The following is a 16,025-nucleotide window of genomic DNA, read 5'->3' on the forward strand; positions in this document are numbered from 1 at the left end:
CGCCGCTTCAACTATGCATAGATCGATAGTGCAGCAATAAAAGCTAATTGAGAATAAAAGCAATAAAAAGTTAGCGGCTAATGTTGTAGTCTGTGCTTACCAGCGTATCGAAATAATAAAATTACAAAACAGGAAAATGTTTATGACATCATTAATTGATTTTGTCAATGGAGTTATCTGGAGTCCAGCATTGGTTTACTTATGCTTGGGTGTTGGTTTGTTTTACTCAATAACAACTAGGTTTGTTCAGGTTCGCCATTTTTTTGAAATGTGGCGATTATTATTTTCTAGAAAAGATTCTTCAAGCGGTATTTCTTCCTTTCAAGCTTTAGCGGTATCGTTATCTGGTCGTGTTGGCACAGGTAACATAGCTGGTGTTGCTGCCGCTATTGGATTTGGTGGGCCTGGTGCAATATTTTGGATGTGGGTTGTTGCTTTTTTTGGTGCTGCAACAGCTTATGCAGAATCTACTCTCGCTCAAATTTATAAAGAGGAAGATGGAAATGAGTTTCGTGGTGGGCCGGCTTACTATCTTGAAAAAGCGATGGGAGGAAGGTGGTATGCATGGATATTTGCTCTCGCGACTATTTTTGCTTGTGGTGTTCTTTTACCGGGTGTGCAATCGAATAGTATTGGTAATGCAGTAGAGGCTGCACTTGGTCCTGTAATGATGATTAACAGTGCTATTGGTACGTTTAGTTTTACTAAAATTTTCACTGGTACAATTATTGCCGTTACCTTAGGTTTTATTATTTTTGGTGGAGTACAGCGTATTGCGAATTTTACTCAGGTCGTGGTGCCTTTCATGGCATTAGCTTATGTGATGACAGCTCTTATCATAGTTTTGCTGAACATCAATGAAGTGCCAAGGGTTTTTAGTATGATATTGAAAGATGCTTTTAGCCCAATGGCGGGTTTTGGTGCAGCCATTGGTTGGGGAGTTAAACGTGGAGTTTACTCAAATGAGGCTGGTCAAGGTACTGGTCCGCACGCAGCAGCTGCAGCCAGTGTTGAGCATCCTACCCAACAAGGTCTCGTTCAATCAGCTTCAATTTACATTGATACTTTAATAGTTTGTTCTGCAACGGCATTTATGATTCTCATTACCGATTCATATAATGTACATAGCAGTACAGAAAATTTGTTTTTACTCCAGAATATTCCGGCAGATGTTAATCCTCATGGACCTGTTTTCACTCAATTAGCAGTTGAAAGTGCCTTGCCTGGATTAGACAAACTATTTATTGCGATAGCGCTATTTTTCTTCGCATTTACTACTATTCTTGCCTATTATTATATTGCAGAAACTAATATTGCTTATGTTGCTCGTGGAATTAAGGCTAACGGATCGATCTTTGTACTTAAATTGGTATTAGTATTCTCTGCATTTTACGGCACTATAAAGGAAGCAAATGTGGCCTGGGCTATGGGTGATATCGGTGTTGGTTTAATGGCTTGGCTCAACATTATAGGTATTTTGGTTATCTCTTTCATGTCAAAACCAGCGTTAAAAGCTTTAGCTGATTATGATAAACAGAAAAAGTTAGGAGTTACTGAATACAAGTTTGATCCAATCAAGCTGGGTATTAGAGGTGCTAGTTACTGGGAAAAAAAGAATAAAAAATAAGATTTTTATTTATTTGCTCAGTATCGTTATCTAAAATCAACGGGGTGGTGGAGCTGGCGGGAGTCGAACCCGCGTCCAAAAACCATCCCTCATTGGTACTACATGCTTAGTCGATTTTCAATTTTCACTTTAACCCGTGATATCGACACACTGGAAAAAAGCTAACCTGAATATTTGTTCACCGTTCATCTCTCAGGTTGGAGAATCCAGGCAAAGCACGTTTTGTTTTATCTTCCGTTTTTCCCCGTCTTACGTGCAGAAGCTAGAGCAGAAGTGCACTAAGTAGTTTTTTAAGCTGCTAGCGCGTAGTTTTCGTCGTTTGCGACTATTTTTTGCGGCTTTTAACGTGGCCAACCGCCCCACGACATGCACCTCAGATTTCAGAATTCTTGTCGAATCCTAGAACAGCCCCATCTCTTTAATTAAAGGGTAGCAAAGAAAGACGACCCATTCAAGTAGTACTGAGGCTAAGATAAGGAAATCTTCATAATTCGTGCTTTATCACGTGTCCAATCTCTTTCTTTTAAATCATTACGTTTATCATGCAATTTTTTGCCTTTTGCTATACCAATTTTAATTTTTACCCATGAACGTACCCAATATAGTGATAAGGTCACTGAGCTCATTCCTTCACGACTGAGTGAAACGAGCAAGCTATCAAGTTCATAACGATTTAGCAACAGCTTGCGTATACGAGTTGGATTTAAAAGTACATGTGTACATGTTTGATTTAAAGGTGTAATTCTTATTCCGCTGACAAAAGCTTCATTATTGTTCATGAAAACATAGCTTTCTGTAATGTTAACCTTGCCTTTTCGAAGCGATTTCACTTCCCAACCTTCTAGCTCTAAACCAGCTTCAATTTCGCCGCTAATGAAGTATTCATAGCGAGCTTTTTTATTGATAATAATAGTATTACTACTATTAGATCGATTCTTTGACTTCTTTATCATAATATTATGCATTATATAGCTTAAATTTTGGATAGGAAATCTTTTATTGGTTCTTGGAAGGAATAAAAGTAAAATTACTGCACCGATAATATAACTTGATTGTTAAGGTAACAAGTGTGAAGCATATTAGTACTTCTGCGTTGGTATCGTTTAGTGTTGAACAAATGTTTAGTTTAGTCAATGATGTTTCTAAATACGCAGATTTTTTGCCTGGTTGTTCGGGATCTCGTGTAATTGAATCTTTCAGTAATAGCATGCTAGCTTCTATTGATGTCTCTAAAGCGGGAGTACACAAAACTTTTATTACATTGAATAAATTCATGTCTAGTTCGGCTATTTTGATGCATTTAATTGATGGTCCTTTCAAAGATCTTAAAGGTGGATGGTATTTTACTCTGCTTGATGAGCAGGCTTGCAAGATAGAATTAAAGCTAGAGTTTGAATTTTCAAGTAAAATTGCTGAGGCTGTGTTCGATCAGTTTTTTAATCAAATTTCAAGTGATATAATAAATGTATTTAGCAAGCGTGCGGAGCAGGTGTACAAGTAAAATGAGTATTGATCGTAATACAATTCAAGTTGAGGTTGTATATGCGCTTCCGCATGAGCAACAAGTATTTGGATTAACAGTTAGTAAAGATATGACCGTAGAAGAGATTATTATTCGATCTGGTGTATTAGTTTCATATCCAGAGATTGATTTATCTCAGAATAAAGTAGGTATTTTTAGTCGTATTGTTAAATTAGATACCACTGTGAGAGATAAAGATCGCATTGAAATTTATCGGGAATTATTAGCTGATCCAAAAGAAATTCGACGTAAGATAAGAGAAGGAAATAAGCAAAAAGTTAATAGATCTTAGTTATTGATGAATTTTTTCAAAGAACCTTTTGCTAATTTGAAAGTCACCAGTAACACTAGTAAGCTCTTCCGATGAATTGAAGTTAACAGCTAAGTTTTTTTGAATAGGCTTATCTTGGCCTGAAGAAGTATAATGAATGTAATACCAAGTGTTCGGATGGTTATGTTCAATCAACATTGGAGAGCCTATAATATAACGAACTTGTTTTTTAGACATCCCTAATCTGAGTTGGTTTACATCATTTTGTTCAATATAATTACCTTGACTTATACTAATGCGATAGACTAGACTTTTCGATGAGTGGCAGCCTATCAATGTTATTGTTGCCATTAATAATGATAAGATAGTAGTCAAAGAGTTCACTGTTTGGTGCATGTTAAAATTCTTAAGCAAAAGTTTTATATAAGCTTAAAATACTTCAAAGGTAAAGTAAAAAAATCCTGAACTTTTGGGTTGTTTGTTAGGTTAAAAGATTTACTCTTCACAAAATAGTCGTACAACTTCTGCAATATATTGGTTTCTACAATTGAATCGGTGAGACTCATTGATCATAGCACGAGGATTGAGAGTTATTTTTATGTTTAAAAACATAGTACCGACTTCAATATGAAATTTTACCTTCCTGCAATAGATGATCATCTTAATTTAAGAAGATAAGGCTTGAGTTTGATATTAATATTTCAATGGGTTGGCATTTTTCTTTTTTGAAGTTGTTCTTTTATTGCATATCCTCTAGAAAAGCTTATTTGACCAACCTAGTTTGTTCCGCAAGATGTGATAGTAGTTGTAATCTTTTGGATGGAGTAGTTTTAAAACGTTAGGGTTTTGGTAGATAAGTATCTCATCGCCAGGTGATACTGGTAAAGATATTTGGCCATCGCAGCTTACTTCTTGGAGACCATGATTATCGCGAGATACAATCAGTTTGATCTGATAACTACTGTCAACTACCAAAGGTCGGCTTGATAAGGTATGAGGAAACATTGGTATTAAAGTTATAGCATTTAAGTTAGGCGATAAAATTGGGCCACCACTTGATAATGAGTAAGCAGTTGAGCCTGTTGGTGTTGAGACAATCAAACCGTCTGAACGTTGAGAAAACGCAAAGCTGTTGTTGATATATACTTCAAATTCGATCATATGTGCGACTTGACCTGGATGTAAGACGGCTTCATTAAGTGCTGAATTGTGGCTTTTAATTTGTTCATGACGATGAATTTCAGTTTCTAACAAAAAACGTTCTTCAAGGAAATATTCACCATTTAGTACTTTTTTTAATGCAGACTGAAAATTTTCTGGATCTAGATCAGTTAAGAAACCTAGGTTTCCGCGATTTACTCCTATAACACAGATATCAAAGCGTGAAAGAACACGCGCTGCTCCTAGCATATTACCATCACCGCCTACAACAATAGCAAGATCAGCTTTTTTTCCTAGCTCTGTGAGGTTAGCAAAATATTTTCTAGGAATACTATGAAGTATTTCTTTCAATCTATCATCAACAAAAACTTGATAGCCTATGGAAGTTAACCACGGGTATAGTTCCTTATGAGTTTGTATCGCTTGTTGATTTCTTGGTTCACCGACAATAGCAATTACTTTAAATGATTTTTTCATACGTTTTCTAGGTAAATTAGGCTTGAATCAGGAATCTTTATCCCCATAATAAGTGCAAGTTATTTGTTTATGTTAATTTTTTTGTATTTGAAAATATAAACGAGATGATAGCATAGGTTGAATTCAGGAGATATCATGAGTGACGAAGAGAATAAAATCAAAGAAGATGAGTTAGAACGAGAAGAAGTCTCTGAAGAAGCAGTTGAAGGCGCTGATGTTGAATTGAGTGAAAAATCTAAATTTGATGAGCAGGAAGCTAGAATTGTTCAACTTGAAGAGGCTTTGCTTTTAAGCAAAACTCAGTTGCAGGATCAACAGGCTTTAGTTTTACGAGCAAAAGCTGAAGTTGAAAATATACGCCGTCGTACTGAGAGTGAGATAGAGAAAGCACATAAGTACGCTCTAAGCAAATTTTCAGAAGAATTATTGCCAGTGATTGACAATTTAGAACGTGCTATTCAAGCAGCAAATAGCGAAGATGAAGTTGCAAGAGGAATTCTTGAAGGTGTGGAGTTAACCCATAAAACGTTTATTGATGTTATTGCTCGGTTTGGTTTAAAAGAGATTAATCCTGAAGGTGAGGTTTTTAATCCAGAACTTCATCAAGCTATGTCAATTCAAGATAGTCCTGATCATGAATCGAAAACAATTATGTCAGTTATGCAAAAGGGATATGAATTAAACGGTAGAGTAGTGCGTCCTGCAATGGTTATGGTAGCGAAATAATACCAATATAGTTATACTAGGGATATTCTATCATTTACAAGCCCACTGGATAATGATCGATGTGCTTTTGTTCCAAATCACGGATCGGGTCTATCGCTTTATTTTTGTCTTTGCAATAAAAAATGGATTTTTTTGGTGTTTCCCCCTTGAAAAGTGTTTTGGTGCCCTTATGTATTGTGCATGTAGAGATCGACACAGTTATTTCGTTTGCCAGTTAAGGGTTGTGTGAGCATTTTTTTCTCCCGGAACCTGTTTAGGAGAGCGATCTAGTGAGGCAAGGGATAAATTTATTTTGGAGATAGCCTGATGGGCAAAATCATTGGTATTGATTTAGGTACTACTAATTCTTGCGTAGCTGTTTTAGATGGCAAGAAGCCGCGAGTGATAGAAAACGCGGAAGGTGAGCGTACAACAGCATCGGTAATTGCATATTCAGATGGTGAGATATTAGTTGGCCAGCCGGCCAAACGTCAAGCGGTTACAAATCCTACTAACACACTCTTTGCAATTAAGCGTTTAATTGGGCGTCGTTTTGAAGATGAGGAAGTACAACGTGATATCGAAATTATGCCGTTTAATATTGTGAAAGCGGATAATGGTGATGCTTGGGTTGAGGCACAGGGACAAAAGATGGCAGCTCCACAGGTTTCTGCTGAGGTGCTTAAAAAAATGAAAAAAACAGCTGAGGATTTTTTAGGTGAAGCAGTAATTGGTGCAGTTATTACAGTTCCTGCCTACTTTAATGATTCTCAACGTCAGGCCACTAAAGATGCTGGACGTATTGCAGGTCTTGAAGTCAAACGTATTATCAATGAACCAACAGCTGCGGCTTTAGCATATGGCTTAGATAAAAAGGGTGGAGATCGAACTATTGCTGTATATGATCTTGGTGGCGGTACGTTTGATATTTCTATTATCGAGATAGACGAAGTTGAAGGAGAAAAGACTTTTGAAGTTCTAGCAACCAACGGCGATACTCATCTTGGTGGTGAAGATTTTGATAATCGTTTAATCAATTATTTAGTTAAAGAGTTTCAAAAAGAGCAGGGCGTGAACCTTAAAAATGATCCTCTTGCTATGCAGCGTGTTAAGGAAGCAGCAGAAAAGGCCAAGATCGAATTGTCTTCTGCACAGCAAACTGACGTCAATTTACCTTATATTACTGCTGATTCTTCTGGACCTAAGCATATGAACGTTAAAGTAACGCGTGCAAAATTAGAATCTTTGGTTGAAGAACTGGTTCAGCGCTCTCTTGGTCCACTTAAGGTAGCTTTAGAAGATGCGGATTTGTCTGTGGGAGATATTAGCGATGTAATCCTTGTTGGTGGTCAGACGCGTATGCCTATGGTTCAAAGTAAAGTAGCTGAATTTTTTGGTAAAGAAGCTCGTCGTGACGTAAATCCTGATGAAGCTGTGGCAATGGGAGCTGCAGTGCAAGGTGGTGTGCTTGCAGGTGATGTAAAGGATGTTCTTTTGCTAGATGTTACTCCTCTTTCCTTAGGTATTGAAACTATGGGTGGAGTTATGACTAAGCTAGTTGAGAAAAATACGACCATACCAACTAAGGCGAATCAAATTTTTTCTACAGCAGAAGATAATCAAAGTGCAGTTACTATTCATGTGCTTCAAGGTGAACGTAAGCAGGCGACTCATAATAAATCCTTGGGTCAGTTCAATTTAGAGGGTATTCAACCTTCGCCGCGGGGTATGCCGCAAATCGAAGTGACTTTCGATCTGGATGCTGATGGTATACTGCATGTTTCCGCAAAAGATAAGCAAACTGGTAAAGAGCAGAAGATCACTATTCAAGCTTCAAGTGGATTAAGTGATGATGAGGTAGAAAAGATGGTTCGAGAGGCTGAAGTAAACAGGGAAGCAGATAAAAGATTTGAAGAGCTAGCTTCCGCTCGCAACCAAGCAGATCAAATGATTCATGGCACTCAAAAGCAAATTAATGAGGTCGGTGAGGCCCTTCCTAGCAATGAAAAGGCGAATATTGAATCAATAATTAAAGATTTAGAAGAAGCTAAAAAAGGAAGCGATAAGGAAGCTATTGATTCTAAAATTCAAGCACTTATGATGGCTTCTCAAAAGCTGATAGAAATATCTCAGCAGAAACAGCAAGCCCAATCTGAGAAGGTAAAAGAGCCTGAAGCTGGAAAACAGTCCTCTCACGACAATGTTGTGGACGCAGAGTTTGAAGAAGTGCAAGAAAATGAGAAGAAGTAATTTCTTGTTTTGGAGCAAGAGATTTGTAATTCTCAGTTTATAGGCTTTTTTCCAGTTTGATACGGGCGTTTGGGGTTACTCATACGCCCGTGTGTTTATGGACGGTGGTAGAATTTGGTTGGTATCTGATTAAATATCGTTCTAGGGTTTAGGTTTTTTCGTTAGAACATACAGTTGTCAAGCGATACTAAAGTTGTTTACAGAAAGGAATTGGTGACAAATAACATGTCAAAACGTGATTTTTACGAAGTATTAGGAGTTAGCCGCGATGCATCTGAGCGTGATATTAAGAAAGCATACAAGCGTTTGGCAATGAAATTTCATCCTGATCGCAATCCAGGTGATGAATATGCTGCGGATAAATTTAAAGAAGTAAAAGAAGCGTATGAAATCTTGCTCGATCCACAAAAAAAAGCAGCTTATGACCAGTATGGTCACACTGTTTTCGAACAAGGTGGTATAGGAGGAAGTGGTTTTAGCAGCCAGGGCGATTTCGGTGATATTTTCGGTGACGTTTTTGGTGATATTTTCGGTGGTGGTCGTCGCAGTCAATCTCGTGCACAACAGCGAGGAGCTGATTTACGCTATAACATTGAACTATCTTTGGAAGAAGCTGTTCGCGGAGTATCAAAAGAAATTGAAGTACCAACGCTGGTTCATTGTAATTCATGCGGTGGTAGTGGTGCTAAGAAAGGTTCGTCTCCGAATAATTGTGGTACTTGCCAGGGGCATGGTCAAGTCCAGATGCGTCAAGGTTTTTTCGCGGTTCAGCAAACTTGCCCAACTTGTCATGGAAAAGGCAGAATTATTAAGGATCCATGTATTGTCTGTCATGGTAAAGGTCGTAGGCAAAAAAATAAAACATTGAACGTCAAAATTCCTATTGGCGTTGATACCGGTGATCGTATTCGTTTGTCTGGTGAAGGTGAGGCTGGAGAGAGAGGAGCACCAGCTGGAGATCTATATGTGCAGGTTCATGTAAAAGAGCATCATATTTTCGAACGTGATGGGAATAATCTTTATTGTGAGGTTCCTGTTAGTTTTGCGATGGCAGCGCTAGGTGGTGAAGTTCAAGTTCCAACTCTTGATAAGCGTGTCAATCTTAAAGTTTTAGAAGAGACGCAAACTGGCCGTATGTTTCGAATGAGAGCTAAAGGTGTAAAAAGTGTGCGTGGTGGCGCTGTTGGGGATCTGATTGTTAAACTTGTAGTCGAGACACCAGTCAAACTCAGTCCTCGACAAAAAGAATTGTTGCGTGAATTTGAAGAATCTTGTGGCGGTGATGCAGCGAATAAGCATAAGCCGAAATCTGAAGGCTTTTTTAATGGTGTTAAGAAATTTTTTGATGACTTGACTAGTTAAGTCGGAAGGTCACTTAATGCAAAATGTGCTTGCTTAAGTAGGTTTTTCAGGGTAGTGTGCCACTAGTTATGGTGAGTCATTTGTCATACCTTATCTTTTTTTCTACGTTCTTTAAAAAAAGTTTGTAACTGGTTTTGGCATTCGTCTTTTAACAGGCCGTTTTCTACCCTGAGATGATGGATGTTATTTGCAAATAGGCTGAGCACTATTCCGTCAGGTCTAAATTTTAGACCCGATGTGGCATACACTACACGTTTTACTCGGCTATGTAATATAGCACCTGTGCACATTAAACATGGCTCTAGTGTGACGTATAATGTAGCGTTGGGTAGTCGGTAATTTTTTAGTGATCGTCCCGCTTTGCGCAAAGTTTCGATTTCCGCATGTGCTGTAGGATCGTGGTTGCGGATAGAACAGTTCCACCCCTCTGCTATTGTTTCTTTGTTTTGAATCAATATGGCTCCGACAGGTACTTCTCCTTCTTGTTCTGCGTAAGAAGCAAGTTCTATTGCTCGACGCATAAAATTTTCATCTTCTTTAGTGAATTGAAAGCTAGACAAAATATAGATTCCTGATTTCTGATCTTTAAGTTGATATAACTAGATGTTGAATGCAAATCCATAAATGGGGTGAAATTCCAAGTATTTACAGTAGGATTGTATCCTACATTTCGAGATGTCTTCGATAATTTTCCGATCTATAACCTTTAAATATTTTTCTTTTTTCAAAGAAAGAGCGGATTTTGTAATTGTTTTTGCTATTACATCAAAAAATTAATTGCTTTATAATGAAAGCATGGTAGAGAATATGAAGATGGGTTTTTCATAGCTTTATTCTGCTTTAACCTTAGCGTAAAACGTTTGTTAATTGGACATAAAGAGACTTAAGTACATGAGAATTTTTCGTGGTTCCCCAACTCTTTCAAGGTTTCGTGTTAATAAATTTTTAGAATTCTGTCGTGAATTGAATTTACCTGTGACGGATATTTATGCTGAATTTATTTACTTTGTTGATCTAGTTTCCGATCTAGAAATATCTGAGGTGGAAAAAATAAACAAATTACTTGCTTATGGTCCGACAATTAAAAAGTATCAACCTTCCGGTTTGTTACTACTAGTTATTCCTCGTCCAGGGACTATTTCTCCTTGGTCTTCCAATTCAATGGATATAATTAACAATTGCAATTTTAAAAAAATTAAACGGCTAGACCGTGGGATAGCTTATTACATTGAAAGCTCATCAGTATTGACAAAATCGCAAATTTTTAAGATAGAATCTTTTTTGCATGATCGTATGATGGAGGTTGTATTATCAGACTTTAAGCTAGCAAATGTATTATTTAAAGTAACTCAACCAAAACCCGTTTCAGATATAGATTTGTTTGGCGGTGGTCGTCTTGAACTTGAGAAGGTGAATGTTGCTTTAGGCCTTGCTCTTTCTGACGATGAAATTGATTACTTATTAGAGACTTTTATTGTGAATCTCAAACGTAATCCAACAGATGTTGAGTTAATGATGTTTTCGCAAACAAATTCTGAACACTGTCGTCATAAAATTTTTAACGCTGATTGGAGTGTTGATGGTATCAAGCAAAAGAAATCATTGTTTGAAATGATTCAAAATACTTTCCAAACGACTCCTGAGCACATGTTGTCAGCTTACAAAGATAACTCTGCAGTTATGATGGGTTCAGAAGTAGGTCTTTTTTTTCCAAACCCAGAAACTCATCGCTATGATTATAGTCATGAAAAAGTACATATCTTAATGAAGGTTGAAACGCACAATCATCCAACGGCGATTTCTCCTTGGCCTGGGGCTGCTACGGGTTCCGGTGGTGAAATTCGTGATGAAGGCGCGACCGGTGTTGGTGGGAAACCTAAAGCAGGTTTAGTAGGTTTTACGACCTCGAACCTTCGCATTCCTAATTTTGAGCAACCATGGGAAGTTGATTTTGGTAAACCGGATCGTATTGTTACTGCTCTTGACATTATGCTAGAGGGACCACTTGGAAGTGCGGCATTTAATAATGAATTTGGTCGACCTTGCTTACTTGGTTATTTTCGTACCTATGAAGAAAAAGTAAACTCTCATGCTGGTGAAGAGATCCGTGGTTATCACAAACCAATTATGATTTCTGGTGGTATGGGTAACATTCGTGAAATGCATGTAAATAAAAAGGAGGTTCCAATAGGGACAAGAGTCATCGTTTTAGGTGGTCCAGCTATGAATATAGGTCTTGGAGGTAGTGCAGCATCTTCTATGGCGTCTGGAAAGTTGTCTAAAAGCTTGGATTTTTCTTCTGTTCAACGCGCTAATCCAGAAATGGAACGTCGCTGTCAAGAGGTGATAGATCGTTGTTGTCACTTAGGTACTTCCAATCCGATTTTATTTATTCATGATGTAGGTGCAGGTGGCCTGTCTAATGCGTTGCCAGAGTTTGTTAACGATCGGAAACGTGGTGGTCTTTTTAAATTGCGTGATATAGCAAACGCTGAGTTAGGTATGAGTCCATTAGAAATTTGGTGCAATGAATCTCAAGAACGTTATGTTCTGGCAGTTTCTCCTAAAAAAATGGGAGTATTTGATGCTATCTGTAAACGTGAGCGTGCACCGTACTCAGTAGTCGGTACTATAACTGAGGAACGAAAACTCAAAGTGGAAGATGAATATTTTGGTAATACACCAATCGATGTGCCAATGGACATTCTATTAGGTAGAGCTCCTAAAATGCGCTATAACGCAAAAACACTTAAGGCGAGACGTTCAACCATTGATCTTGTTGGTATTGAAATCAATGAAGCAGTAGATCGTATATTGCGCCTTCCAAGTGTTGCTGAAAAAACCTTCCTAGTTACAATTGGTGATCGTTCAGTGAGCGGTCTTGTTGTGCGCGATCAAATGGTTGGCCCTTGGCAAATTCCAGTGGCTAACTGTGCGGTCACTGCTTCAAGTTATAATGCTTATTATGGTGAGGCGATGTCTATAGGTGAGCGTCCTCCTGTCGCATTGATAGATTTTGCTGCCTCAGCTCGTTTAGCAGTAGGAGAGGCAATAACTAATATTGCGGCAACAAATATTGGTGATATTAAACGTGTTAAGTTGTCAGCTAATTGGATGTCTTCAATAGATCATCCTGGCGAGGATTCCGGTCTTTATGAAGCAGTTAAGGCAATAAGTGAAGAGTTTTGTCCGGCACTGGGTCTTACTATTCCTGTAGGTAAAGATTCAACGTCAATGAAAACTAGATGGGAAGAAAATGGTAAAGAAAAAGAAGTTACTTCTCCGCTTTCTTTAATTATAACTGCCTTTGCTCGTGTAGAAGATGTTCGCAAGACAATTACTCCACAATTGAGAATAAATCTTGATAGTTCCCTTGTTCTTATTGACCTTAGTAATGGTAGGAATCGTTTAGGCGCAACAGCGTTAACTCAGGTTTATAATCAGCTTGGTGATGAATCAGCAGATGTTGATGATGTGCTAAAATTGAAAGGATTTTATTCTAGCATACAAGCGTTAATAGAAGATAATCAAATTATTGCTTACCACGATAAAGGTGATGGAGGTTTGTTTATCACTTTAGCTGAAATGGCATTTGCAGGTCATTGTGGTATAAAAGTAAATATTGAAGAGTTGGGTATAGATGCATTGAGTGTGTTATTCAATGAAGAGTTAGGTGCAGTAATTCAGATTAAAAATGAAAATATAAATTCAGTTTTTTCTGTTTTGACGGATAATGGTTTAGAAGGATGTTTTCATATTATCGGTCATGTTGAAAGTTCTGATGAGTTTACAATTACTTCTGGTAAAAAAGTCATTATTCAGCGTAGTCGTACTAAATTACGTAGTATTTGGGCAGAAACAACGTATCAGATGCAAGCTTTAAGAGATAACTCAGCTTGTGCGCGTCAAGAATATGAAGCAAAGAAAGACAATTTAGATCCAGGTTTGAGTGTAAAACTAAGCTTTGATGTAAATGAAGATATTTTATTTATGGTAAACATAAGTGCTAAGCCTAGAGTAGCCATTCTACGTGAGCAGGGTGTGAATTCTTACCTTGAAATGGCTGCTGCATTTCATCGCGCGGGCTTTGAAGTTATTGACGTTCATATGAGTGATATCATTGCTGGGCAAGTAACATTGCACGGATATATTGGCCTAGTTGCTTGTGGTGGTTTTTCTTACGGTGATGTATTAGGAGCAGGTGAAGGTTGGGCGAAATCTATTTTATTCAATGAAAACACTAGCGATCAATTTGAAAATTTTTTTAAGCGTAAGGACACTTTTTCTCTTGGTGTGTGTAATGGTTGTCAAATGCTGTCTAATTTGCGTTCTTTGATACCTGGAGCTGAAAATTGGCCTCGTTTTGTACGTAATGAATCTGAGCGTTTTGAATCTCGTTTTAGTTTAGTGAAAATTCAGAAGTCGGAATCCATTTTTTTCAGTGGTATGGAAGGATCTCATATGCCGATAGCGGTATCTCATGGTGAAGGGCGTATGGAAGTACGTAATGATGAGCACTTAGATGCAATCGAAAACTCAGGTATTGTAGCATTACGTTATATTGATAATTATGGCAATCCAACACAACAGTATCCTAATAATCCAAATGGTTCGCCAAATGCGATTACAGGTTTAACAACAAAAGATGGCTCTGTGACAATTATGATGCCTCATCCAGAGCGTGTATTTCGTACAATTTCAAATTCTTGGGTTCCAGATGGGTGGGGAGAAAATGGTGCTTGGATGCGTATGTTTCAAAACGCGAGAAAATACATTGGCTAGTGAAGCAACAGTTACTTTTGCTTCAACGAATTAGAAAGAGTGTGCTGGAAAATCGTATATTAATAAAGAGTGAAATTCTTGCAACCTTTGATGTTTTTATCAAGAAAATTGTGTTTTTATGTACGCAATAAAATTAGAAATTGGTACTAATTTTTTTATACCAGAGCGACGGTTTTTGTATTCAAAGTTGCCTTCGTTAAGATTATCATCGCTAATAACAATAATATGAGGAACACCTATAAGTTCGATATCAGAGAACATCACGCCTAATCGTTCTTTACGATCGTCTAGCAATATATCAATACCTTCAAAAGTGAGACTGGTATAAAGTTTTTCAACTGCATCTTTGACGTGTTTAGATTTATGCATATTTATTGGTATGATGGCTGCTTGGAAAGGTGCAGTTGCATTTTTTGGCCAAGTGATGCCGCGGTTGTCGTTATTCTGTTCGATTATGGCCGCAATCATTCGGGTACAGCCAATACCATAGCAACCCATTTCTATAATTTTCTTTTTACCATTGGGGCCAAGAACAGAGGCGTTCATTGATTTAGAGTATTTGTTACCTAGCTGGAATATATGACCGACTTCGATACCACGTTTAATTAGTAGTTTACCTTGACCACATGGACTAGGATCGTTTTCTATCACGTTACGCAAATCTGCTACTCGTTTTAATTCAACATCGCGTTTCCAATTGATACCAAAATAGTGTTTTCCGTCAATATTGGCACCGGCGATAAAATCGCTCATTATTGCAACGGAATGGTCAACAATGAATGGTACTTGGAGTCCGACAGGACCGGTTGAATTAGGATTTGCTCCGATTAAATTACGAACTTCTTTTTCGCTTGCCATAGTCAGTGGAGAAGCAACTTCGGGTAAATTCTCTGCTTTGCTTTGATTTAAATCATGATTACTTTGTATTATTAGCGCGATAATTGAACTTGAAATTTTGTCAGATGCTTTGACAAATAGAGTTTTTACGATTTTATTGCTTGTAAGGTTGTACTGTTTTACGAGTTCTGGAATTGTTTTTATATTTTGGGTGTTAATCAGTTTCAAATCCTGAGTTGGAGCACCGCATTTAGAAGTAGGTATTAAAACTTCAGCTTTTTCAATATTTGCTGCGTAATTAGAGTGAGAAGAGAAAACAATTAGATCTTCACCGCTTTCTGCTAATGCATGGAATTCATGAGAGTTATCACCTCCAATAGAACCTGTTGTCGCAAGTACTGCTCGAAAATTTAAGCCGACACGGGTGAATATGTTGCAGTATGCTTGGTACATAGCTTCATATGTTTCGAGTAGGCTTTTTTTATCTAAGTGAAAAGAGTAGGCATCTTTCATGATGAACTCTCTGGAACGCATGATGCCAAAGCGTGGACGAATTTCATCGCGAAATTTAGTTTGAATTTGGTATAGTTTTAATGGAAGTTGTTTATAGGAATTTATTTCCCTTCTCACTATATTTGTCATTACCTCTTCATGAGTTGGTCCAAGTACGAATTGTCTGTTATGACGGTCTGAAATACGTAGCAGTTCAGGGCCGAATTTGTTCCAGCGTCCTGTTTCTTTCCAAAGTTCAGAAGGTTGCACTACAGGCATAAGGATTTCTACAGCACCTATATTTTCCATTTCTTCATGGATAATTTTTTCAATTTTACGAAGAATGCGTAGACCTGTGGGTAACCAAGTATACAGCCCTGAAGCTAACTGACGGATCATCCCTGCACGTATCATCAGTTGATGGCTTATCAATTCAGAATCACTTGGAGTTTCTTTTAGAGTAGAGAGTAGATATTCACTGGTACGCATTGATGGTATATCCATTTGTTTTTAATGTAAAGAAAGTCACTAAAAAGTTG

11 protein-coding genes, 1 other RNA gene and 1 pseudogene are annotated in these 16,025 nt (G+C 37.7%); 7 read left to right on the forward strand and 6 right to left on the reverse strand.

All coding sequences use genetic code 11. The annotated features are described in order from the left end of the window. Nucleotides 1-142: 142 nt before the first annotated feature. Nucleotides 143-1,624: pseudogene (locus tag CF67_RS00110) on the forward strand (alanine/glycine:cation symporter family protein); the annotation flags it as partial. A gap of 48 nt (nucleotides 1,625-1,672) precedes the next feature. On the opposite strand, the gene ssrA reads toward CF67_RS00110, so the two are convergent. Next, nucleotides 1,673-2,039, reverse strand: a transfer-messenger RNA (tmRNA) gene (gene ssrA, locus CF67_RS00115). Between the two features lie 55 nt (nucleotides 2,040-2,094). Then, nucleotides 2,095-2,580: an SsrA-binding protein SmpB gene (gene smpB / locus CF67_RS00120; RefSeq protein WP_034412990.1), complete on the reverse strand. Its 486-nt coding sequence runs from the start codon at nucleotides 2,578-2,580 to the stop codon at nucleotides 2,095-2,097. Nucleotides 2,581-2,696: 116 nt separating this feature from the next. On the opposite strand from smpB, the gene CF67_RS00125 reads away from it, so the two are divergent. Both CF67_RS00125 and CF67_RS00130 read left to right on the forward strand, forming a co-directional pair. Next, complete coding sequence (locus CF67_RS00125) at nucleotides 2,697-3,128, forward strand: SRPBCC family protein (protein WP_034412866.1); 432 nt, start codon at nucleotides 2,697-2,699, stop codon at nucleotides 3,126-3,128. A 1-nt stretch (nucleotide 3,129) separates the two neighbouring features. Continuing rightward, nucleotides 3,130-3,441 (forward strand): RnfH family protein, encoded by a 312-nt coding sequence (locus CF67_RS00130; RefSeq protein WP_034412867.1) that lies wholly within the window; start codon nucleotides 3,130-3,132, stop codon nucleotides 3,439-3,441. Here the strand turns inward: CF67_RS00130 and CF67_RS00135 are convergent, their stop codons facing one another. Together CF67_RS00135 and nadK are read right to left on the reverse strand one after the other, a co-directional pair. Beyond that, the gene (locus CF67_RS00135; protein WP_034412868.1) at nucleotides 3,442-3,816 is read right to left on the reverse strand and encodes an outer membrane protein assembly factor BamE; all 375 of its coding nucleotides are present in this window, start codon (nucleotides 3,814-3,816) and stop codon (nucleotides 3,442-3,444) included. A 357-nt stretch (nucleotides 3,817-4,173) separates the two neighbouring features. Then, nucleotides 4,174-5,058 carry an NAD(+) kinase gene (gene nadK / locus CF67_RS00140; protein WP_034412870.1) on the reverse strand — a complete coding sequence of 295 codons (885 nt, stop codon included), beginning with the start codon at nucleotides 5,056-5,058 and terminating at the stop codon, nucleotides 4,174-4,176. A 135-nt stretch (nucleotides 5,059-5,193) separates the two neighbouring features. Between nadK and grpE the strand changes: the two genes are divergently transcribed. The 3 genes from grpE to dnaJ all read left to right on the forward strand — a co-directional run bounded on the left by grpE (nucleotide 5,194) and on the right by dnaJ (nucleotide 9,375). Continuing rightward, the gene (gene grpE / locus CF67_RS00145; RefSeq protein ID WP_155994526.1) at nucleotides 5,194-5,784 is read left to right on the forward strand and encodes a nucleotide exchange factor GrpE; all 591 of its coding nucleotides are present in this window, start codon (nucleotides 5,194-5,196) and stop codon (nucleotides 5,782-5,784) included. 306 nt (nucleotides 5,785-6,090) lie between these two features. Beyond that, on the forward strand, nucleotides 6,091-8,013 hold the full coding sequence (dnaK, locus tag CF67_RS00150) for a molecular chaperone DnaK (protein ID WP_034412872.1): 1,923 nt from the start codon (nucleotides 6,091-6,093) through the stop codon (nucleotides 8,011-8,013). A gap of 225 nt (nucleotides 8,014-8,238) precedes the next feature. Next, nucleotides 8,239-9,375, forward strand: coding sequence for a molecular chaperone DnaJ (dnaJ, locus tag CF67_RS00155; protein WP_034412873.1), 1,137 nt, complete (start codon nucleotides 8,239-8,241; stop codon nucleotides 9,373-9,375). A gap of 83 nt (nucleotides 9,376-9,458) precedes the next feature. Here dnaJ and tadA read toward each other — a convergent pair whose 3' ends face one another. After that, entirely contained in the window at nucleotides 9,459-9,935 is a 477-nt protein-coding gene (gene tadA / locus CF67_RS00160; RefSeq protein WP_034412875.1) for a tRNA adenosine(34) deaminase TadA, read from the reverse strand. Nucleotides 9,936-10,266: 331 nt separating this feature from the next. Between tadA and purL the strand changes: the two genes are divergently transcribed. Next, nucleotides 10,267-14,157, forward strand: coding sequence for a phosphoribosylformylglycinamidine synthase (gene purL, locus CF67_RS00165; RefSeq protein ID WP_034412877.1), 3,891 nt, complete (start codon nucleotides 10,267-10,269; stop codon nucleotides 14,155-14,157). Nucleotides 14,158-14,256: 99 nt separating this feature from the next. On the opposite strand, the gene CF67_RS00170 is transcribed toward purL, so the two are convergent. Continuing rightward, the gene (locus CF67_RS00170; RefSeq protein ID WP_034412880.1) at nucleotides 14,257-15,975 is read right to left on the reverse strand and encodes a proline--tRNA ligase; all 1,719 of its coding nucleotides are present in this window, start codon (nucleotides 15,973-15,975) and stop codon (nucleotides 14,257-14,259) included. Nucleotides 15,976-16,025 lie beyond the last annotated feature (50 nt).

This window comes from Candidatus Photodesmus blepharonis, from assembly GCF_000731795.2.
Classification (GTDB): domain Bacteria; phylum Pseudomonadota; class Gammaproteobacteria; order Enterobacterales; family Vibrionaceae; genus Vibrio; species Vibrio blepharonis.